The organism is Bordetella sp. H567 (genome assembly GCF_001704295.1).
GTDB lineage: Bacteria > Pseudomonadota > Gammaproteobacteria > Burkholderiales > Burkholderiaceae_B > Bordetella_C.
In genome coordinates this window covers 2798355-2817905 of the sequence record NZ_CP012334.1, presented here as the reverse complement: position 1 = coordinate 2817905, position 19551 = coordinate 2798355, and the positions used below count along the sequence as shown (strand labels likewise).

Below are 19551 nucleotides of genomic sequence, written 5' to 3'. Positions count from 1 at the left end.
TTATCTCACTGATCGGGGCCGGGCCGGAACCGGCTGCCCAGGCTGTAGCGCGATGCCGGATTCAGGCAGCGCACCCACGTGACGGGGACGTCTTCGAACCACGTGCGGCGCGTCAGCTGCAGGCAGGGCTCCGTGACTTTCATGTCGAGTATGCGTGCTTGCTTGGGCGTGGGCATGACCGCGTCGACAACGTGCTCGACCAAGTCGGCCGGTATCGAGGCCAGCAGGTACTCGCCCGGCGTGGTGTGCTCGAAATCCTGGTCCATGAAGTCGGGGACCATCCCGGGATTGACGTAGCGGTCTTCCAGCTGGATCGGCGCCCCGTTTTCCAGGTGGACACTGACCATGTGAAAGACGGATTGACCCGGCAGCATGCCCAGCCACACCGCGACATCCGGGGCGGCGGCCACCCGTTCGCGGGACAGGCAGCGCCATTGGTGCTCATGTCCGCGCGAGCGGATCTCGTTGGCGATATTGGCGATCTGCAGCAAGGTTGACTGCGGCTTGGCCTCCGCCGCGAAAGTACCCACGCCAGGCACGCGCACGATCCGTCCCGCGGCGGCCAGTTCGCGCAGCGCCTTGTTGACCGTCATGCGCGACACGCCTAGCTGGGAGACCAGTTCATGTTCGGAAGGCAGCCGTTCCCCGGGCGCCCAGGTACCGTCGGCGATGCCGCGCGTCACATATGCCTTGATCCGTTCATGCAGCGTCGTTGCCGCGCCGCCCTGAATGGCCGTGGCGGCCCCCTGCCCCGCTGCCGGTGTCTGTTTCCCCTGTGCGGTGGCCATGGCGAGGCGTTCGACGGTGCGATGGTTCATGGCTAGGGCCTGTTGACGTTAGATGCGGCCGGCCTCTCGGATACTGCGCAAGAATGCGCGGGTCCGATCGCGTTGCGGATCCCGGAAAATCTGCGCCGGCGGGCCTTCTTCGTAGACGGCGCCGTCGCACAGGAAACATATCTTGGACGCCACTTCGGAGGCGAAGCCCATTTCGTGCGTGGCCAGCAACATCGTCATGCCCTCGCTGGCCAGGTCGCGCACGATATTCAATACATCCGACACCAGTTCGGGATCCAGTGCCGACGTTATTTCATCCAGCAGCAGCACCAAGGGGTCCATCGCCAGCGCGCGTACGATGGCCACGCGCTGCTGTTGCCCGCCGGACATCCGGTCCGGGTATTCCCCCGCCTTCTGCGCCAGGCCGAAGCGCGCGAGCAGCGCCATCGCCTGTTCCTCGGCCTGCTTGCGCGAGTGCTTGAGCACCTGGACCGGCGCCAAGGTCACGTTCTCCAGCACGGTCATGTGGGGGAACAGGTTGTAGCCCTGGAACACGATGCCGATGTCACGCCGCAAGGCGTCCACATCGACGCCCGGCCCGGTGATACGGTCGCCGTGGACCAGGATTTCGCCGTCGTCGATAGGCTCCAGGCCGTTGATACAGCGCAGCAAGGTGGACTTGCCCGATCCGGATGGGCCGATAAGGCACACCACCTGGTGCTTTTCCACGGTCATGCTCAATTGATCGATGACCGGCAATTGTCCGTAGGACTTGGAGATGCCGCGGATTTCGATGAACGACACGCCCTGGCTCCTTAAGCGCCGCCGGCGCGCATGCGTGCGCGATCGCGCTTTGCCATGCGCTCGACCAGGCGCACCTGGGGTACGGAGATGATGATGAACAGCAGCGCGACGGTCGTGGCGGCCGAGAGGTTGTAGTAGTTGGAGGCCAGCACCATGGACTGGTTGAAGGAATCGATCACCCCGACCACATTGACCAGCGCCGTATCCTTTTGCAGGGCGATGAAGGCGTTCAGCAAGGGCGGGATGATGTGCCGGATCCCCTGCGGCAGCACGACGAACCGCATCGTCTGCATATGCGACAGCCCCAGCGAGCGGGCGGCCGCCGTCTGGCTCCAATGGATCCCCTGGATGCCGGCACGGTAGATTTCCGCGACGTAGGCGCCGACCGTCAGGGTCAGGGCAATGACGACATAGGTCGTCAGCGAGAGGTCCTTCAGGATCGGCACGCCGGTCAGCGGCAAGCCGAAGCCGACGAGATAGATCACCAGCACCGCCGGCATCGCGCGGAATATGTCGACATAGGCCGTGGCAAGCACACGCAAGGGCTTGCCGGCCTCGCCGGGCGCCAGCATGGCCAAGGCCACGATCAGCCCCCAGATCAGCACGAAGACCTCGGCGATCATGAAGATCTTTACGTTGATCCAGAAGGCCTGCAGCACCAGCGGGAAGGTATTGACGATCAGCGGCACGAAGAAGAAGGTCTTGGCCACCGCCTGGTTGTTCGCCAGAAGGAATTGAAGGGCCAGCACGCAGATGAACTGCGTGAGCGTATAGCCGAGGACGATCCAGCCCTGTACGCGTGCCTGCGATCGGGCCACGCGAGCGGCGACGATATCGCTGCGCGCGGCGGCGGCGCGAACCTCCCTACACCGCTTGAAGGTCCGATACAGCGGCAGCGCGATCCAGGCCGAGGCCAGGCCCAGCACCACCATCCCTGCCGGCACCCACACGCCATCGAGCTTGTTCGCGAGCAGGACCGCACGCAGGGCGCCGATGGTGTACCAGCTGGACGCTATCGTGAGCGCCACCGCCGCAAGGGCGCAGAGGAACAGTGCCGTCGGCATGGAAGGCATGCCGCCGATGTCCAGCCGGCGCTCACGGCCGGCGGGGCCCGCCGTGCCCGGCATGGGATCGATGGGATGGCGCATGGAAGCGGCGCTGTTACGGCTTGAAGACCGGCACCTTGTTCGGATCCTCGCCAAGACTGGGCGCAAGGTATTGCGCGGCCAGGCGGGCGAATGTCCCGTCGTCCTTCATTTCCTGGATGAGCTTGTTGAACGTCGCCAGGTTCGGCGAATCCTTGTTGACCAGCCCGCCCCACCGTTCGCCGGTGTCATAGCGGCCCACGACCTGGAACCGGCCTCCCGATTGTTTGGCCTGTGCCAGTACGTTCGGGGTGTCGTAGATCACCGCATCCACCTGGCCGGCCGCGAGAGCGGCGTACATGGCCGCCACCTCGGGATAGACCTTCGGCGCCTCGGTGGGCTTGACGTGGTCCAACAGGAACTGGTACGTGGTAGTGCCCTGCTTGACGCCCAGCCGCTTGCTCTTGATGTTCTCCGCGGTGATCTTGTCGCCCGCCTTCACCAGGATGCCCATGTCGGAATCGAAGTACGGATCGGTGAAGTTCACCGCCTTCTTGCGCTCTTCGGTAATGGTGATTTCGCTGAGCGCGATGTCGAAGCCCTGGGCCTGGCCCGTCAGGATCTGCGCGAACGAACGGCTCACGACATTCACGCGGTCCAGCCCCGCACGGTAGGCCATATTGGCGGCCATGCAATATTCAAAGCCGCCATTGATCGTTTCCGGCGAGTCGCCATTCCACCACCCCGGCGCGGGCAGTACCGGGCGCACGGAAAGGGCGCCGGGCACCACAGTTTCAAGCTTGACCGAACCGCGCGTGCCGCTCACTTCGCAATTGCTGAACTTCGCGGCCGACGCGGTGGCGGCGGTCAGGCCCAGCAGGAGCGGAACGAGAAGAAAGCGGGCTCCGTTGCGTAACCATCCTGCCTGTTTGACTGCATGCCGTTTCATTGAGTTCTCCCGAGGTACATGAAGCAAAGCCCATCCGGGCGAGCCGGCTGGTTCGCGATTGAAGGTATCTCTATCCGTTGGCGCTTCCGTTTGCCGCCTGGGCGCTCATCGCGGCGGCGGGCTGCGCGATGCCGCCGTGCGGCTTGCCCGACCCGACGTCTCCCCACAGTACCGCGTGATCCGTAGGCAAGGCGCGGGAATTCGGCACCGACAGCCACAGGCGCATGAGAAGCCGGTTCTGGCCGGTTTCGGCCTGATCCTTGAACGCCGTGCGTCCGTGATAGATGACGTGGTTGTTCAGGAGCTGGATGTCGCCGGGCGCGAAGCGCATCTCGAAGCACGACTCTTCCGCCACGGTCATCAAGAGCTTGATCGCTTCGTGTTCGGCGTCCGTCAGCTTGCGAACGCCGGGCACCATCTGGGCATTTTCAATGTACGTCAGCGAAAAATGGCTGGTTGGCTTGCCGTCCCGCACGCCGAAGATGGGCAGGTCGTAGACGATATGCTCGCCGCCCGCTTCTTCGCCGAACCGGCTGCGCGGGATGGGTTTGCACAGCAAGGCATGCAGGTCGGGACGGCGCCGCAGGATCTCGTTGTAGACGGTTGCGCTGCTCGCCAGCTTGCTGACGCCGCCCTCGGCTGCCTGGCGCACGCACAGCAGGCCCACGACGTCACACCGGTCGGTATGGAAGCGCAATTGTCCGGGCGTCAGCGTCCGGGCGCCGGACGAGAGGAATTGTTTGCCGGTTTCATCCACCGTCGAGCCGTACAGCTTGGCGCCGACACCCATGCCTTCGTCCTTGATTTCCCGCATGACTTCGCCGCGGTAGTTCTGGTACATGGGCGTGCCAAGATGGGCGCCCAGGCCATACCACAGCCGTCGCAGTTGCTCCTGCTCGTAACGGCCCACGTCCAGGCCCTTCATCTTGACCATGCCCGAGCCGTTCTCCAGCTCTTCGCGCACGTCGTCAAGGAAAGGCGCGGCATCGGGCAAGGGGAAGTTCTGTCGATTGATCTCGCGCCACGCCACGCCCTCGGTCTTGCGGACCGCGGCGTCGATCTGCTCCAGTACGGCCGGCGGGAACGTCTTGACCCAGCGGGGGTTATCCACCATCTCGGGCCCCTTCCACACGCAGGCGCCTTGCAGAACACTCGACTCCGACATGAAACTCTCCTGGCAGAGGGACGGGAAGCGATTTCGGGACACGGCCAGCAGCGTATCTGGCTAGTGCTGTATAGACAGGCAGCTAAGGTACCGTTTTCTATTTGGTCTGCAAATACATACTTTCCGTCATGCGGGAAAGTCCCTACGCTCCGTTCCCCCGCAGCGTTCCCGCGGCGGAACGTGCCGGCTAACGGGGCGCATCGAAGGAATAGATGCGTTTCCACTCGTCCTTCATGTCGACCACGACCCAGTCACGCCGCCGCGCCACGTCCAGCGCCTTGTCCAGCCGGCCGATTTTTGAGTCCCTGTCGTAGGCCCATTCGCGCGCGGCGTCGGTATGGTGCACCAGGCCCGCAAAGCGCCGGCCGGAACCGTCGGCGACCCATTGCAGCATCTCCAGGTTGAAGGGCTGCCGGGTTTTCCATTCCGGATGCCGGGGTGCCATCACCTTCACCTGGTCCAGCGAATACATCACCTCGAAATACAGTGGCTGCTCGCTCCAGAGTGTGCCGTCGTTGTCGAAGACGGCAATACGTTCGGACACCGGCACGAAGTGCTCGCCGCCTTCTTTCGTGACGTCCTGCACGAAAGATACGATCGCCCTGCGCGAGGGACCCTCATTCCAGGACGGCAAGATCGCCTCCTGTGCCATGGCGCTGATGGCGATCAGGATCAGCAACATCCCCATCGCCCAGCGCACGTAACGGCCAGGCTCGAACTGAAAAGATCGCTGTGGCATGACCCGGAACCTTATGCCGACACCCGGATGGTTCCCGCGTGCCTTGGCATCGTAGGGGGAGTGGCCGGACTTGAACGTCGGGGCGCCCTGCCACGCACTCATGGCCAGCCTTCGGGGGTGTCGAGCCCACGGAACAGCGGCAGTGTAGAGTCGGGTTACCGGGTCGCGTAGGGGTCGTTTACCCCGCTTTAGGCTGAAAGGTGGGCGTGGCCTCTCCTTCCCTGCGCTACGGGAACGCGTAAAGCCGCCCAGGGTTGCCGGCCAGCACCGCGGCGAAGCCGGCCGGGTCGCTGATCCACTGCCGCGCGAGCCGCAGTGCGGCGCTGTCATCGACGGGATGAAACGGCTCCATGGTGGCCGGGTTGCGCTTGATGCCGGGCCATGCGCCGGGATGCGGCCAGTCGGTGCCCCATACCATGCGGTCGGGACGGCATCCCAGGAAGGCATCGACCAGCGGTTGCAGGTCCGCGTGATTTGGTTGCGACGAGGCGCGATGTGGCGCGGACAGCTTGACGTAGACGTTGCCGCCTGCGATCAGGTCGATCAGTGCCCCGCGCACCGCCTGGTGCGCCGGATCGGCCACCCGCATGCCCGCATGGTGGTCCAGCACGACAGGTACCGGCAGCCGATCGATGATGTCGGCCAGCCGTACGACGACCAATGGATTCGTGTACATCTGCACATGCCAGCCCAGGTCCGCCACGCGGCCGGCGACTTCGCGCAAGGCGGCTCCGGCCGCCGCGGGGTCGTTGGCGCCGCGGGTTTCCAGATTGATGCGTACACCACGCGCGCCCTGCGCGTGCATGGCCCGCAGCGCCTGCCCTGTCGTCTGGCCATCCACGACCACGACGGCGCGGGCGCGATCGGCGCCATCGGCATTCAGCGCAGCGACGGCGTCCAGCGTGCAGCGATTGTCGGTACCGTAGGGACTGGGCTGCACGATGACCACGCGCTCGATGCCCAGGCTGTCGTGCAGTGCGAGCAGCTGCCGCACGCTGGCCTCTCCCGGCGTGTAGTGCCGTTCCGCCGCGTAGGGATAGCGCGACGCCGGACCGAAGATGTGGGTATGGCAATCGCAGGCGCGTGGTGGCATGGGTGTGGCGGAGGCAGACGGCGCCCGATACATCGCGGTGCCGGCGTGGCTGTCGCCGGCGGCGTGGTTATTGCGGTTCATGGCGGTCCCTACTGTTTTTCCAGATGGGCGGATTCCATCATCGCGCCCCACTTCCTGATGTCGGCCAGCTGCAGCGCGCGTAGCGTTTCTGGGGCGCCGTACTGGGCGATGATGCCCAGGTCGATATAGCGCTTCTTTACTTCGTCCATGGCCAGGATGGCGGAGAGCTCCCGCCCTATTCGTTGGGTGGCCTCGGCCGGTGTGCCGGTGCGCGCGGCCAGGCCGTTCCAGGCCTTCACCACATAGCCGGGAACGCCGGCGCGCGACACGGGCGGGACGTCGGGCAACGCAGGAAAAGCCGCGTCGCCGGTCACGCCCAAGGCGCGCAAGGCGCCGCCCCGGACCTGCGCGATCACGGGGGCGATCGTATCCACCATGAGCTGGACATCGCCGCTGCGCGCGGCCGCCACCACGTCGCCGGACGTGCGGTACGGAACCGTCACGGCCTGGATGCCCGCCATCGACTTGAAGAGTTCGGCCGCGAAGAACTGCGCGCTACCGACCTGGACGGTGCCTATGCTGAGCTTGCCGGGGTTGGCCTTGGCGTAGGCAACCACGTCCTTGATGTTCTTGAATGTCGAGTCCGCACCGGCCGCCAGCACATAATCGAAGTCGGCGACCTGGGCCACCATGTCGAAGTCCTTGACCGCGTCATAGGGCATGGACTTCAGCAGTACGGGAGAAATGCCGAAGTTGCCCGTCGCGGCCAGGACGAAGGTGTAGCCGTCCGCGGGCACGGTCAGCGCGCCTTGCGAGGCAACGATGCCGCCCGCGCCCGGCTTGTTCTCGATGACAATGGGTTGGCCGAGCCTGTCGGACAGAATGGGCGCGACGATGCGCAGGCTGATGTCGGCCGTGCCGCCGGCGGCGTAGCCGATCAGGAAGCGGATGGGGCGCGACGGGTAGCCGCCTGCCGCGCGCACTGCGCCGCAGGCCACCAGCGGCGCCGCCGCGCATGCCTGCAAGAAATGCCGTCTGTGCATGGTGCTTGGTCTCCTGGCGGATTACTGGGTACTGATGCGCGCCTGCTGGATAACACCGCGCCACTTGTCGAACTCGCTGGCCATGTAGGCGTCGAACGCCGCCGGGGTACTGGTGCGTACGTTCAGTCCCTGGCTTTGCAGGATCTGGCGCAGGCGTGGGCTGTTCACGGCCTGGTGGATGGCATCGCTGAGCTTGTCCACGACGGCGCGCGGCGTGGCCTTGGGCGCGACCACGCCGAACCAGGTCGCGGCATCGAAGCCCGGCACACCGGATTCCGCCACGGTGGGAATAGCGGGCGCGGCCGGAGAACGCTGGGCAGTGGATATCGCCAGCGCCCGCAACCTGCCGCTTTGCACCAGCGGCAGCGCCACCACCAGGTTGGAGAACATCAGGGGGATCTGGTTGCCCACGACATCGGTCAGCGCCGGCTGCTCGCCCTTGTACGCCACATGCGTCATCTTGATGCCCGTGCTCAGGGCCAGCAGTTCACCCGCCATGTGCGGCGTGGTCCCCACGCCGCCGGAACCGTAGTTCACGTAGCCGGGCTTCTGCTTGGCCAGCTCGATAAGCTGCTTCATATCCTTGGCCGCGAATCCGGGGTTGGCCACCAGCAGCATGGGCGAGTCCGCCACCAGGCTGGTACCGGCAAATGCCTTCAGCGGATCCAGCGTGGCGCCCTTGCTCAGCAGCGGCGCGACGGCCAGCGTGGTCTGCGTGCCCATCAGCAGCGTGTAACCGTCGGGATCGGACTTGGCGACATAGTCGGTGCCGATCAGGCCGCCCGCGCCGACGCGGTTTTCCACGACCACGCTTTGATGCAGTTCGTCGCTCAGCTGGGCGGCCAGGGCGCGCGCCACGGCGTCCACGCCGCCGCCCGCGGCGAAAGGAACAACCAGCTTGATGGCATGGGTCGGCCACGCATCGGCCGCTTGCGCGGCGGGCACCCCGCACAGGATGGCCGCGAGCCAGAAGCCGCCGGCTGCGCACAAGGCGGCGCGACGCGTCGGTACGCCAGCTTCCTGTGCATCCTGCACGTATCGCGGGCCGCGCGCGCCGAGCCACCACCGCGCTGGGCGCGACATCGATTTTGTTTTGTTCGCCACCCTCGTCCCCTTCTTGCGGTCAGGATCGCGCGCCGGCGGCCAGCGCCTCGCGCACGCCTGATGTCCACTGCTGCGCGGCCGATGCCAGGAAACTGATGTCGGTCTGAGTCGTGACGAACTGCACGCCGTGACGGATGGCATTGGCCTGGCGCGTGACGTCGCGATTGCCGCCGCAGCCGGCGTACTTGCCGTGCCTGCGCGCGACCTCGATGACGCGCGCCTGCGCCGCGACCACCTCCGGATCGTCGAACTTGCCCGGCTTGCCGATATTGGCGGCGAAGTCGCCCGTACCCATATGAATCACGTCGATGCCCGGAACGGCGCAGATTTCTTCGATATTGGCCAGGCCTTCCGGGGTCTCGATCATGCACACCAGCAAAGCCACGTCATTCAGCGCCGTGCTGAACTGCGCATAGGGTGTGGACTGGAAATTGAAGTGCATGAAATTGCCCGAGACGGAACGCTTGCCCACCGGCGCGAAACGGCAGACGTCCACGGCCCGGCGGGCCTCTGCCGCCGTGTTGATGTCGGGATACACGATGCCCGTCACGCCGTTGTCCAGCAGCAGCGAGACGTCCGGATCGTGGATGCTCTTGACCCGCACCACGGCCGCGATGTCGATCGCCAGCGCGGTCTGGGCGATGTGGTTGATGGTTTCCAGATTGAAAATGGAGTGCTGCGTATCGATGAAGATAAAGTCATGGCCGGTGGCCTTGGCGATGCGCGCGATATCGGCGGAGCGCGACATGCGCACGCTCATGCCCAGCGCAACGTCGCCGGCCTGCATGCGCTTCTTGACGGGATTGACCGGTAAGCTGAACGACATGGGACATCCTTGTTGGCGAAACGGAAAGGCGCGCGCCGCGCAGGCGCGGCCCGCAACGGGAATGGCTGGGCGTCAGGCCACGCGAGAGGCAGGCTGGCCGCCGTCCAGGATATTCAGCAGTTCCTGGGCGACGCGCAGCGAACTGCGCTCCTGGGTTTCCACCGTGCCGCCCGCGGCATGCGGCGTCGCCACCACATTGGGTAGCGTGAGCAGCGGGTGCTCCGGGGCAGGCGGTTCGCGCTCTTCCCACACGTCCAGGCCCGCGCCGAACAGGTGGCCGCAGACCAAGGCGTCGTACAGCGCCGCCTCGTTGACAATGCCGCCGCGCGAGACATTGATGACGATGGCATTGCGCTTGAGCGCCGCCAGTTCCTTCGCGCCGACCAGGTTGGCGGTTTCCTTGGTGTAAGGCACGTGGATGGTCAGCACATCCAGTCTCGGCCACAGCTGGCCCCGGTCCTGGACGCGCTCATGCGGAATGGCGGCCCAGGCATCGCCATCCTGGCGCGGCTGGTAATAGGGATCGTAGGCCACGATGTGGCAGCCGTAGCGATGGAACTTGGACGCGGCCTGCACGCCGATATTGCCCATGCCGACCACGCCCACCGTCTTGCCTTCCAGGCCCAGGCCCAGCATTTTCGGGCGCTCGATGGGCACGCCCGCGCGGATCAGGCGATCGAATTCGACGACGCGGCGCGCCACCGCCAGGGCCAGCGAGAAGGCAAGCTCCGCCACGGTCTCGCTGTTCACGCCCGGCGTGTTGGCGACCACGATGCCGTGCTTGCGGGCCGCATCCAGGTCCAGCGTGTTCACGCCCACGCCCTGCTTGACCACGCCCTTGAGCTTGCGCGCCTTCTTGAAGTCTTCAGCCGTGACGGGCCGCATGCGCACCATGATGCCGTCGGCGTCCTCGTGCCAATGCTCACCGCGCGGATCGCGGAAGGGAATGACTTCAGCCTTGCCTTGCAGCCAGTCGATGCCGGCGGGATGGAAGGCATCCAGTACGTAGATTTTCTTCATGAAAACGGTCTCCCCTCAATCGAATAAAAACGGCACGTTCGCCTCTTCGCATAGTGCGCGTATCTTGTTGGCCAGCGTGACGGGCAGCGGGATGCCCTGGGCCTTGCGCCGTGCGCGTGTCAAGGCCTCCAGGTCGCCGTGCACCAGGACCGGCTCGTCGGCGTGCGTGGGCGGTGTGGCGTGCAGCGTGTCGATCACTTCGTCCATGTCGTCCTCGAACTCGCCGGGATCGCGGAAGACGGCCGGGTCGATCGCGCAGAAGAAGTGGCCCAGGTTGTCCGGATCCGTCGCTGTCTGCGTGCGCACCCGTATCGGTGAAAACGACGATCCCGACAGCGTACCCGCCAGGATGTGGACCAGCATGGCCAGTCCGTAGCCCTTGTGGCTGGACATATCGGCCGAGCCGCCCAGCGGCGTCAAACCGCCGCCGATGTACTTGGGGCGCTGGAACAGGATCTCCATCGCCTTGGAGGCGTCGGTGACCGGCTCGCCCTGCTCGTCCACCACCCAGCCGGCCGGAATGGGATTGCCGCGCAGATCGTAGACCTTGACCTTGTTCGATGCCGCGCTGCTGGTGGCCATGTCCAGCACGAAAGGCGCGTTGCGCCGCGCCGGCGCGGAGAATGCAATCGGATTGGTGCCAAGCACGGGCACGCGGCCACGCGTAGGCACGGTGTTGATGGTGCGGGTGGAGCTAAGGCATAGCCCCAGTAGCCCTTCGGCGCTGGCCATGCGCGCGTAATAGCCCGCTGCGCCGAAATGATGGGAGTTGCGCACCGTGACGATCCCCACGCCCTGTTGCCTGGCGCGGTCCATCGCCATGCGCATGCCCAGCACGGCCGCCGCATGGCCCAGGCCGGCGTCCGCATCGACCAGGGCCGTCACAGCGTTTTCCCGTACCACGCGCGGCTTGGCATGCAGGTTCAACTTGCCCTTGCGGCGCGACTGGTCGTAGTCCATCAGCATGGAGATGCCGTGCGAGTCCACGCCAGAAAGGTCGGTATCCACCATGACCGCGGCGCTGGTGCGGGCCTGTTCGTCGCTCATGCCCCAGGCCAGCAGCAGGGACAGGATCTGCGCGTGCACCGTGTCGGCGTCGGCTCGGATCCAGCCGGGTCCTTGTGCGGCGGAATCGTTCATGTAGTCGGCGCTCATCGTGCCGTCTCCCCGGCGCGCGATATGGCGCCCGTCAAATCGATGATTTCGAAAGCTTCCGGATCGTCGCCGAAGTTGGCCTTCACGGCAGCCTGGTGGCGCTGCATGTATTCGATGCGGCCATCCCGCTGTAGCAGCGGCACGTCATGTCCCGGCACCACGATGCTGCCCGGCTTGCGCGACCAGCAGGACCAAATGCGTTCGACCGTCGCCGCCGATGCGTCGGAATCCAGCGTGGCCTCGCAGCGGCGCGATGCCAGTTCGGCGCGCGTCTTGGCGGCGTCGCCGACGAACAGCACGTCGCGGTCCTCGTCTTCCAGCACGAAGAACAGGTGGCCCGGCGTGTGGCCCGGCGCCGCATGGGCGCGCAGATGCGGCAGCGCCTGGGCGCCGTCGGCCAGGCGGTCGACACGCGGGGACGACGCCAATTCGCGCATATACAGCTCCGGGACCGGCGTCTCGCCCCACGGCTGCTCCAGCGACCACGCCAGTTCACGCGCACCGATGGCGATGCGCGCGTTCGGAAACAGCACCCAGTTGATGGTGTGATCGTGATGCGAATGAGTCAGCAGCACGTCGGTCACGTCCGCCGGGGCGTGTCCATGGGCGCGCAGCCGCTCGATCAGCACCTTGCGCATGCCCATCGGGCCCGTATCGATCAGGGCGACACGGCCATGGCCGCGCAAAAGCGCGATGGTGCTCCACCCCATGCCGCCATGGCACACCGATTTTCCGGGAAAGCCCACGACCAGAAGGTCCAGCGCGTAGCCGGCGATTTCCATGTCTTCCTCCTGAAATTTTTTTATGCATGATGGCGGCGTGGGGTATAACTTTCCAATCAAAATTTATTGCCAAGCCATAAGGCGAGCTTATCCATGTTGACCCTGCGCCACATCGAGGTTTTCCACGCCATCATGCAGACAGGCTCGGTCACCGGCGCGGCCCGGCTGCTGAATGTGTCGCAGCCCGCGGTCAGCTCGGTGCTGAAGCACTGCGAGGCCCGCGCGCGCATCAAGCTGTTCGAACGCGCCGGTGGCCGCTTGCGGCCGACCCCGGAGGCGCGCGCGCTGTTCCCGGACGCCAGCGCGATCTATGGCCGCCTGGATGCGATGAGCCGGCTGATGCAGGACCTGGCGGGCGGACGGCTGGGGTCGGTGTCGCTCGCCGCGTCCTTTCCCATCGCTAACGGTTATCTGGCCAAGGCGGTGGCCACTTTTCTGCAAGAGCGTCCCGGCATCCAGGTCGCGCTGCAATCCCTTACCTCTCCCCAGGTGATCGACCGCGTGGCCAGCCGCGAGGTGGAGATCGGCATCGCCTACGGGCCCGTGATCAACGCCGAGGTCGAAACGGAACACCTGGTGCGTTCCGCCGTGGCCTGTGTGATGCGCGACGACCATCCGCTGGCCCGTCTGGAGGAGATCGAAGTCGGCGAACTGGCGCCCTACCCGATCATCACCTATCTGCCCCAGGCATTGCTGCGCGGCTATGTGGATGGCGCGCTGAACCGGGCCGGCGTGGTGCCGAACATCTCGGTGCAGGTCAGCCTGTCGCTGACGGGGATGATCATGGCGTACCACGGGGCGGGCATCGCCCTGGTGGAGCCTTTCCTGCTGAACTCGTTGCGGCTGGAGGGGCTGGTCGCGCGCCCGCTGCGGCCGCGCATCGAGCTGAACACGCTGTTGATCCGGGCGCGCCAGTCGCCGCGCTCGGAACTGATGGATCAGTTCGTGGTGCACCTGCGGCGTGAACTGGCCGCCATGCCGGAGATGATGCTTTCCCCGCCCGCCGCCCAGGACGCGGATGTGGCCCTGCCGGGCATACCGGCGTCGGCACGTCCGGCCAGGCACTCGCGCAAGCGAGCCAAGACGGGATAGCGGCAATGCCTGGCCGCCACATGGTTTCGGAGCATGCGGTGGCGACTGTCGAAGATTCGATGCGTCGGGGCGCGGCGGTATCCGCCGGATCAACGACCGTCATCGCCGGATAAACGGCTGTCATCGCCAGAGACCTTGCTCCAGCCCGGCCCTGGATCGAATGACCGGATCGCCTCGGCCCTGGCCGTGGTGTCGGGCCCGAGGTCCTCCTCATAGACCTGTCCCGCATGACTGACCATGAAGCTCTTGATCCCGGAGTCGCCATACTTCGCGGGCCAGGCAATGACGGCAAAACCGCCGAACAGCTTGCCGCGTACGACGTAAGCGTAGGCGCCGCCGGGCGCGTGCGTGCCCTGCGACTCCAGCAGTTTGAAATGGTAGCCATGGTAGCCGCCACTCGCGGCATTCTTGACGCCCGCATCGATGAAGGCGGGGCCAAGCGGACTTGGCGGTTCGTTCGCCGTCGTCGGCCAGTACAAACCATCGTGTTTGCCCGGCGAGCTGATCAGCCTTGACGCGTACACGAGTACACGCTGGCCATCGTGCTCGGTTTGCGCGTATTCGCGCTGCGCGTCATAGATCGCCAGCATGGTCTGGATGACGGCAAGCTCGTTGCGGCCGATACGCCGCAGGCGCATCTCTTCAGCGCCGGCGCGCGTATCGAAATGCCATCCCTTATCGGTCTTGACCAGAGGGATCGGAAGGGTCCATCCCGCGTCCCCAACGGTGATATCCGCGCGCGAGGCGTCCGTCGGCTTCACCGCGTGTGCCTTCGCCCATTCGCCACGGAAAGTCTGCCGTACCCCCGCATCGGCGGGGGGAATCAGCGTGCGGAAATCCTTGCCAAGGATTTCCCTCAATGCGTCTTCCCGATTATTCAAGACCGCATCGCCGAAGCTTTCCATGGCCGCGTCCGGGGAACTGAAATTCTTCTGCGCATGCACTGCCGTTGCCGTGCAGAACACCAAGACGCTCGCGGTGGCGAGGCGTATGCACAGATGTATGAATCGCTTGCCCGCGCCATGCCGTTGGACATCCATGGTTTTCCCCTCAACGCCTGCCGCCGCCGCGACCACCACCGCCGCCGCCACCACCGCCGCCGGACCGGCCGCCGCCGCCCCGGTTGGCGCCGGACGACTGCGCACTGGACCTGCCCCGATCGTAGCTGCGCTGGGCGGAATTTCCCCCCCCGCCCACGCCCGCGAATGCGCTATCGCGTCCGCCGCCCGCCGTGCCGCTGGTGGCGCCGCGGTTAGCACCGCCCGCCTGATTCGCTCTACCGCCGGCGGGGTTGTTCACTGCCCCTCGGTTCGCCGAGGAAGGGCGGTCCGCGGACGCTGGCCGGTTCGCTGAAGAAGGCCGTTCCGCGGACGTTGGCCGGTTCGCTGAAGAAGGCCGGTCCGCAGACGTCGGCCGGTTCGCTGAAGAGGGCCGATCCGCAGACGCGGGCCGGTTCGCCGCTGTCGAGCGATCCGGGCCGGTTGAGCGATTGCCGGCACCTGGGCTATTGGCCCCGGATGGCCGGTTCCCTGCCGCGCCGCGCTGGGCGGCGCCCTCGGCGCGGTTGGCGTTGGCCGGCCCGCCCGCGCCGGCCGTGCGGCCACCGGCGTTCGCGCGATCCGCCGCCCGTTGATTCGCGCCGGCGGCGTCGCGACCACGATATTCCGCGCGCCGGTCGGCGCCCGGCACGGCCCCTGCATATTGCTGCCGGCTGGCGTTGTCCCGATAGGCCACGCCTTGCCGGTGGCCGGGATCATGCTGCCAACGTCCGCCCTGCCCTTGCACCTTGGAGCGGTCGAAGTTGCGATCGATGTTCGTTACCTTGTTGTAGTCGATATCAACGTCGCCGCCGCCCCAGTTGCAATCACTGAAGATCGCGCCCGCGGCGGCGATACCGACGCCCCAGGCCAAGCCGCTCATCAGTGCCGTGCCGGGGTAATAGGCCGGAGGCGGCGGCCAATACGTCGGGGGATAGGAAGGACTGCTCCACCCACCGTAGGCCACCGTCGGGTTGTACGCGGGCACATAAATCACTTGGGGGTCGGCGGATTCGATGCGCAGGACCTGCGCTTGTCCGCCCGCCGGCGCGGGCTCGACGCTGACGGTCTGCTGCGGGTTCGACTGAAGATTGCCCGATGCCTGCGCGCGGCCCCGAAGCCGCTGCACGGCGGCGAAGACATCGGAGGGTTGTGCGAGAAACGCATCGCCCAGCTTCTGGGTCCAGTCCAGTTTGTCGTTCATCGGCGCCAGGATCTGGGGGAATGCCACCAGCGACTTGACGCTGACATCCCAGGGCATTTGCTCGACGGCCTTGACCGCGGCGTCTCCCCTGAGGTTCGGGTTCTCCCGGATCCAACGTCCCGCATGTACGATTTCCAGCGGATACGTCGACGCCATCAGGACCTGGGACAGCAGGGTATCCGGATATAGCGCGATGGGAGCGACCAGGGCCTCGATTTCCTCGGGCTTGAATGCAGGCGTGGCGTCCGGGCTGTCCGCCGGACAGGCCGTGAAGGTCACCAGCCAGATGAGAATGGCGCACGCTCCTCGTCCGTACCAAGAGGCCATGTCTCCCTCCTCGGATTGGCGCCGTCCCGCTGCACGGAGCGAATCCGCCGTCGCGGCCTCGTACCGAGGCCGCGCGGGTTGTTGCGTCATCGAGTGGCGCTATAGCCCCTTACCGGGTGACCCTTAGGGGCCGCCCGGCCGGGGATCATTGGTCGAGTTTACGAATTTGCTGGCCCTGCAATCCGATCCCCGCCATCAGTCCTTGCTGGCCGTAGATGAAGGCGTAGATGTCCGACTTCATGGTGGTGGTCGTCATGGACTTGGCTGCGCCCGCGTCCATCACGACCACGCTGGGTCCCACGCCGATCGACCACTCGCCCGTCGTGTTGACATAGCGGATGGCGTCGTCGGTCATCAGGAACAAGGCCTCCGAGAAGCTTTGCGCCCCAGCCTGCATGCCGAATGAGAGTGCAGTGGCCCTGTAGTAGCCCAATACCTTGCCATCGCGGGAGAACATCACGCCCTTGCCGCCTTGCCCACCCACCAGAAAGCCGGCCTTCAATATATCGGGGAACACCAGGATCGCCCGCGCCTCCTGCCGCAGTTCCGAGGCTTTTGGCGTCGTATCGAAGAGCTGCGTCAGAGCGGCCCTGGACTTAGCCTCCAACTCAGCATCGCCCTGCGAACTTGATTGACTTGCACACGCTGTCAAGAAAACCAGGAATGCCAGCCAGAGAATCCGAAGTGAACGTGGGGCCATGATTTCTCCTTCCGTGCGGTGTAGGGGGACAACACCGCGGGTGTGCGGGCTTGGTTGTCGTTGCAAAGATATACCGGGCATGGATCGCTGGCGTCCGCCTTCGGTCGCAATCCGGGTAAACGATCCCGGTAGTTCGGTGCCGTTATCAATATGCAGCAGGGCCAGGCAGACTGGCAAATCTGCGAGAAAGCGGCACTACTTGCGGCTTTCGGCGGTCGGTGGCCATCCGAGCGATGGGCGGTGTCGAAGCTCACCGGATTTAGATTTCCACGTCCGTACCGATCAACGACTTTAGGCGGCGAGGCCCCGAAGACAGCCACCCAGTGTGGTAAATCGCTAAAGAATGCCCAGCAGCAAGAGATCGAGCAACTGTGCCGAGGACTGGCCAAGGTCAAGACCGAGCGGCTTCTCTGCGGTTGCGTAAAATCAAGCCGCTGACGTTGCGAACGTCACCCAACGTAGGGAGAGCTGTCATGTCGAGCACTAATCCAGCAGAAAACTTTTGGACCGCCTGGTCGCCGAGGGCGCTCGCCCTGTTACGCATTGTCACTGGCCTGATTTACCTCCAGGAGGGCACAGCCAAGATTCTCCATTGGCCGCATGTGGCGAAGTTCGACAGCGTCCAGATCTATTCGCTTTTGGGCTTCGCTGGCATTTTGGATATCGTGGGGGCCCTGCTTCTTATCGTTGGCCTGTTCACTCGTTGGACAGCGTTCATCCTATCTGGCGAAATGGCGTTCGCGTACTTTATGGTGTTTCAACCGCGCGGCCTGTTTCCGGTTCAGAACGGAGGCAATGATACGGTCCTGTTGTGCTTCATCCTGCTGTACCTATTTTTTGCCGGAGGCGGAGCTTACGCCCTCGATAATTTGCGAGGAAACACCGGCAGAGACCGGATAAAGGCCAGTTCAGAAAGACGTCTTGGTTCGGCTGAAGATGTTCCAGCAAACGAGTGAGCAGGCTCGTTTGAGGAATGCTTCATGAATGTCAGGTCGGCGACGGCTGCGGGCGACGTAATTGCGGCCCAGCCTCCGCCGCGAGTTGGGATTGCGCTTGCGGTGACATCTCCGTCGGTATGGCCGATGGACTCTCGTGAGATTTCCTCCACTCCGTCAGCATGCGGGCGAGATCGTTCGCACTTCGCAAGGAAGTTGCGGGCGAAGGGCGCGCAGGGTTGCATTTATCTGACGTCCCGACTGTCCACCGAACGCGTCCGCATTGGTTGCACGTGTGCCGCCTGTGCGCTACCGGCGTGCTGAGGCCGTCCAGCGGCTGCTACTTGCTCTGGACAGCGGACTGCCGCGACTTCAGCGACACACGCTCTTGAGCTTTCCACACGACATCACGAATGGATGTCGCGAGCGCGACATCCATAAAAATAGACGGATATTCTAGTATTATGGATATCCATGGACATCAACCAGCTCATTGCGTCTCGCATTCGGGATCTACGCGGCAAACACGCCTGGTCGCTTGATGCGCTCGCCGACCGGAGTGGCGTCAGCCGTTCCACCATATCCCTGATCGAACGAGGTGTAAGCAGCCCGACTGCCATTGTCCTGGACAAACTGGCCGCGGCACTTCATGTCCCCCTGGCATCGTTGTTCGAGCGCCCCTCGGCTGAAGACACCCCCTCCCCGATCTCCCGGGCTGACAAGCAAGCGGTCTGGACGGACCCGGCATCGGGATATGTTCGTCGCCACCTCTCGGCGGCTGTGGCCTGTCCCACCCAGCTAGTCGAAATCCACTTCCCAGCCGGTCAGCGGGTCTCGTACGAGACGTCGATGCAGGAGCCGGATGTGGTGCAGCAGGTCTGGATGATCCAAGGAACGATGGAGGTGCGTGTCGGAGAGACGACCTGGCGCCTGGGGAAAGGCGACTGCCTGACGATGAAACTGAATCAGCCAACCGCATTCCACAACCCAGGCCGCGTAACGGCCCGCTATCTGGTAGCGATAACCGCGCCTTCCCAAAAAGGAATCTGAGATGACGACTCAAGCAAACATCCGCATCGTAGGCGCGGAAGAGGCACGAAGTCTGGCGGAGCAGCTGGCCGCGCTTTTGGTGGGCTGCGTCGCCGGCGGCGCCTCGGTCAGCTTTATTGCGCCGCTTGAGATGTCGCGCGCCGTGCAATTCTGGAGGAATGTCGCTGACGGCATCGCGCAAGGCGATAGGATCCTGCTTGTCGCTGAATCCGATGAGCGGATCATGGGCACGGTGCAGATCGTCATCGGGCAACCCGAGAACCAACCGCACAGAGCAGACGTGTCCAAGCTATTGGTTCATCGCGATTTCCGACGTCTGGGCCTTGGCGGCAAGTTGATGGCGGAGGTCGATATCGTCGCCGCGGGCGCCGGGCGGACGTTGTTGGTCCTGGATACGGAGACAGGGAGCGATGCCGAGCGGCTCTATGTCCGTTCCGGCTGGACGCGCGCGGGGGTGATTCCCGATTACGCCGTGAAGCCGTTCGGCGGCCTGGCTGCGACGACTTACTTCTACAAGCGGCTATCGCCCTCCGGCCGCGGCCGATGAGCCGCGTCCAGGTTGAGCGACGAAAATACCAATGGATTGCGGTGACAGTCTGCTATGTTCCAGGACCAGCCATTGGACAGCTCTTCCAGATTTTCTG

General features: G+C 64.9%; 19 protein-coding genes and 2 pseudogenes. 4 read left to right on the top strand and 17 right to left on the bottom strand.

The features are described 5' to 3' along the window. Window positions 1-5: 5 nt before the first annotated feature. From hutC to AKI39_RS12600, 13 genes are all read right to left on the bottom strand, one after another. On the bottom strand, window positions 6-788 hold the full coding sequence (gene hutC / locus AKI39_RS12660; RefSeq protein ID WP_083229108.1) for a histidine utilization repressor: 783 nt from the start codon (window positions 786-788) through the stop codon (window positions 6-8). Between the two features lie 48 nt (window positions 789-836). Then, window positions 837-1580 carry an amino acid ABC transporter ATP-binding protein gene (locus AKI39_RS12655; protein WP_066636344.1) on the bottom strand — a complete coding sequence of 248 codons (744 nt, stop codon included), beginning with the start codon at window positions 1578-1580 and terminating at the stop codon, window positions 837-839. Between the two features lie 11 nt (window positions 1581-1591). Next, window positions 1592-2728, bottom strand: a complete 1137-nt coding sequence (locus AKI39_RS12650) for an amino acid ABC transporter permease (RefSeq protein ID WP_083228812.1) — start codon at window positions 2726-2728, stop codon at window positions 1592-1594. A gap of 13 nt (window positions 2729-2741) precedes the next feature. Further along, window positions 2742-3614, bottom strand: a complete 873-nt coding sequence (locus AKI39_RS12645; protein ID WP_066636341.1) for an ABC transporter substrate-binding protein — start codon at window positions 3612-3614, stop codon at window positions 2742-2744. A 70-nt stretch (window positions 3615-3684) separates the two neighbouring features. Beyond that, a complete protein-coding gene (locus AKI39_RS12640) occupies window positions 3685-4779 on the bottom strand; it encodes a TauD/TfdA family dioxygenase (protein WP_066636338.1) in 1095 nt (364 codons plus the stop codon). Between the two features lie 187 nt (window positions 4780-4966). Further along, window positions 4967-5467: a hypothetical protein gene (locus AKI39_RS12635; protein ID WP_443103616.1), complete on the bottom strand. Its 501-nt coding sequence runs from the start codon at window positions 5465-5467 to the stop codon at window positions 4967-4969. Window positions 5468-5744: 277 nt separating this feature from the next. After that, on the bottom strand, window positions 5745-6692 hold the full coding sequence (locus tag AKI39_RS12630) for an amidohydrolase family protein (protein ID WP_235610623.1): 948 nt from the start codon (window positions 6690-6692) through the stop codon (window positions 5745-5747). Between the two features lie 8 nt (window positions 6693-6700). Beyond that, on the bottom strand, window positions 6701-7675 hold the full coding sequence (locus AKI39_RS12625; protein WP_066636332.1) for a Bug family tripartite tricarboxylate transporter substrate binding protein: 975 nt from the start codon (window positions 7673-7675) through the stop codon (window positions 6701-6703). 21 nt (window positions 7676-7696) lie between these two features. After that, a complete protein-coding gene (locus tag AKI39_RS12620) occupies window positions 7697-8758 on the bottom strand; it encodes a Bug family tripartite tricarboxylate transporter substrate binding protein (RefSeq protein ID WP_083228810.1) in 1062 nt (353 codons plus the stop codon). A gap of 40 nt (window positions 8759-8798) precedes the next feature. Further along, a complete protein-coding gene (locus AKI39_RS12615; RefSeq protein ID WP_066636327.1) occupies window positions 8799-9605 on the bottom strand; it encodes an HpcH/HpaI aldolase family protein in 807 nt (268 codons plus the stop codon). 72 nt (window positions 9606-9677) lie between these two features. After that, complete coding sequence (locus tag AKI39_RS12610; RefSeq protein WP_066636325.1) at window positions 9678-10625, bottom strand: hydroxyacid dehydrogenase; 948 nt, start codon at window positions 10623-10625, stop codon at window positions 9678-9680. Window positions 10626-10640: 15 nt separating this feature from the next. Further along, window positions 10641-11780 carry an Ldh family oxidoreductase gene (locus tag AKI39_RS12605; RefSeq protein WP_443101952.1) on the bottom strand — a complete coding sequence of 380 codons (1140 nt, stop codon included), beginning with the start codon at window positions 11778-11780 and terminating at the stop codon, window positions 10641-10643. Further along, window positions 11777-12562, bottom strand: a complete 786-nt coding sequence (locus tag AKI39_RS12600; protein ID WP_066636318.1) for an MBL fold metallo-hydrolase — start codon at window positions 12560-12562, stop codon at window positions 11777-11779. Before AKI39_RS12600 ends, AKI39_RS12605 begins: the two co-directional genes overlap by 4 nt. Window positions 12563-12655: 93 nt before the next feature. On the opposite strand from AKI39_RS12600, the gene AKI39_RS12595 reads away from it, so the two are divergent. Further along, a complete protein-coding gene (locus AKI39_RS12595; RefSeq protein ID WP_083228809.1) occupies window positions 12656-13654 on the top strand; it encodes a LysR family transcriptional regulator in 999 nt (332 codons plus the stop codon). Window positions 13655-13743: 89 nt separating this feature from the next. On the opposite strand, the gene AKI39_RS12590 is transcribed toward AKI39_RS12595, so the two are convergent. The 3 genes from AKI39_RS12590 to AKI39_RS12580 form a co-directional block, all read right to left on the bottom strand. Continuing rightward, window positions 13744-14694 carry a DUF2950 domain-containing protein gene (locus AKI39_RS12590; protein WP_083229107.1) on the bottom strand — a complete coding sequence of 317 codons (951 nt, stop codon included), beginning with the start codon at window positions 14692-14694 and terminating at the stop codon, window positions 13744-13746. 10 nt (window positions 14695-14704) lie between these two features. Then, the gene (locus AKI39_RS12585) at window positions 14705-16222 is read right to left on the bottom strand and encodes a DUF3300 domain-containing protein (protein WP_066636316.1); all 1518 of its coding nucleotides are present in this window, start codon (window positions 16220-16222) and stop codon (window positions 14705-14707) included. Between the two features lie 145 nt (window positions 16223-16367). Beyond that, complete coding sequence (locus AKI39_RS12580) at window positions 16368-16922, bottom strand: YSC84-related protein (RefSeq protein ID WP_066636315.1); 555 nt, start codon at window positions 16920-16922, stop codon at window positions 16368-16370. A 473-nt stretch (window positions 16923-17395) separates the two neighbouring features. Here AKI39_RS12580 and AKI39_RS26050 point away from each other — a divergent pair. Further along, window positions 17396-17617, top strand: a pseudogene (locus AKI39_RS26050) (DoxX family protein); the annotation flags it as partial. 213 nt (window positions 17618-17830) lie between these two features. Here AKI39_RS26050 and AKI39_RS26045 read toward each other — a convergent pair. Then, a pseudogene (locus AKI39_RS26045) lies at window positions 17831-17929 on the bottom strand (IS5/IS1182 family transposase); the annotation flags it as partial. Window positions 17930-18331: 402 nt separating this feature from the next. On the opposite strand from AKI39_RS26045, the gene AKI39_RS12570 reads away from it, so the two are divergent. Both AKI39_RS12570 and AKI39_RS12565 read left to right on the top strand, forming a co-directional pair. After that, complete coding sequence (locus tag AKI39_RS12570; RefSeq protein ID WP_066636311.1) at window positions 18332-18907, top strand: helix-turn-helix domain-containing protein; 576 nt, start codon at window positions 18332-18334, stop codon at window positions 18905-18907. A 1-nt stretch (window position 18908) separates the two neighbouring features. Further along, window positions 18909-19454 carry a GNAT family N-acetyltransferase gene (locus tag AKI39_RS12565; RefSeq protein WP_066636302.1) on the top strand — a complete coding sequence of 182 codons (546 nt, stop codon included), beginning with the start codon at window positions 18909-18911 and terminating at the stop codon, window positions 19452-19454. Window positions 19455-19551: the final 97 nt, after the last annotated feature.

Bases quoted from the DNA above. Each gene is read 5' to 3' on its own strand.
- hutC (WP_083229108.1), bottom strand. From the start codon at position 788: ATGGCCACCGCACAGGGGAAACAGACACCGGCAGCGGGGCAGGGGGCC.
- AKI39_RS12650 (WP_083228812.1), bottom strand. From the start codon at position 2,728: ATGCGCCATCCCATCGATCCCATGCCGGGCACGGCGGGCCCCGCCGGC.
- AKI39_RS12645 (WP_066636341.1), bottom strand. From the start codon at position 3,614: ATGAAACGGCATGCAGTCAAACAGGCAGGATGGTTACGCAACGGAGCC.
- AKI39_RS12640 (WP_066636338.1), bottom strand. From the start codon at position 4,779: ATGTCGGAGTCGAGTGTTCTGCAAGGCGCCTGCGTGTGGAAGGGGCCC.
- AKI39_RS12635 (WP_443103616.1), bottom strand. From the start codon at position 5,467: ATGGGGATGTTGCTGATCCTGATCGCCATCAGCGCCATGGCACAGGAG.
- AKI39_RS12630 (WP_235610623.1), bottom strand. From the start codon at position 6,692: ATGAACCGCAATAACCACGCCGCCGGCGACAGCCACGCCGGCACCGCG.
- AKI39_RS12625 (WP_066636332.1), bottom strand. From the start codon at position 7,675: ATGCACAGACGGCATTTCTTGCAGGCATGCGCGGCGGCGCCGCTGGTG.
- AKI39_RS12620 (WP_083228810.1), bottom strand. From the start codon at position 8,758: ATGTCGCGCCCAGCGCGGTGGTGGCTCGGCGCGCGCGGCCCGCGATAC.
- AKI39_RS12615 (WP_066636327.1), bottom strand. From the start codon at position 9,605: ATGTCGTTCAGCTTACCGGTCAATCCCGTCAAGAAGCGCATGCAGGCC.
- AKI39_RS12610 (WP_066636325.1), bottom strand. From the start codon at position 10,625: ATGAAGAAAATCTACGTACTGGATGCCTTCCATCCCGCCGGCATCGAC.
- AKI39_RS12605 (WP_443101952.1), bottom strand. From the start codon at position 11,780: ATGAGCGCCGACTACATGAACGATTCCGCCGCACAAGGACCCGGCTGG.
- AKI39_RS12600 (WP_066636318.1), bottom strand. From the start codon at position 12,562: ATGGAAATCGCCGGCTACGCGCTGGACCTTCTGGTCGTGGGCTTTCCC.
- AKI39_RS12595 (WP_083228809.1), top strand. From the start codon at position 12,656: ATGTTGACCCTGCGCCACATCGAGGTTTTCCACGCCATCATGCAGACA.
- AKI39_RS12590 (WP_083229107.1), bottom strand. From the start codon at position 14,694: ATGGATGTCCAACGGCATGGCGCGGGCAAGCGATTCATACATCTGTGC.
- AKI39_RS12585 (WP_066636316.1), bottom strand. From the start codon at position 16,222: ATGGCCTCTTGGTACGGACGAGGAGCGTGCGCCATTCTCATCTGGCTG.
- AKI39_RS12580 (WP_066636315.1), bottom strand. From the start codon at position 16,922: ATGGCCCCACGTTCACTTCGGATTCTCTGGCTGGCATTCCTGGTTTTC.
- AKI39_RS12570 (WP_066636311.1), top strand. From the start codon at position 18,332: ATGGACATCAACCAGCTCATTGCGTCTCGCATTCGGGATCTACGCGGC.
- AKI39_RS12565 (WP_066636302.1), top strand. From the start codon at position 18,909: ATGACGACTCAAGCAAACATCCGCATCGTAGGCGCGGAAGAGGCACGA.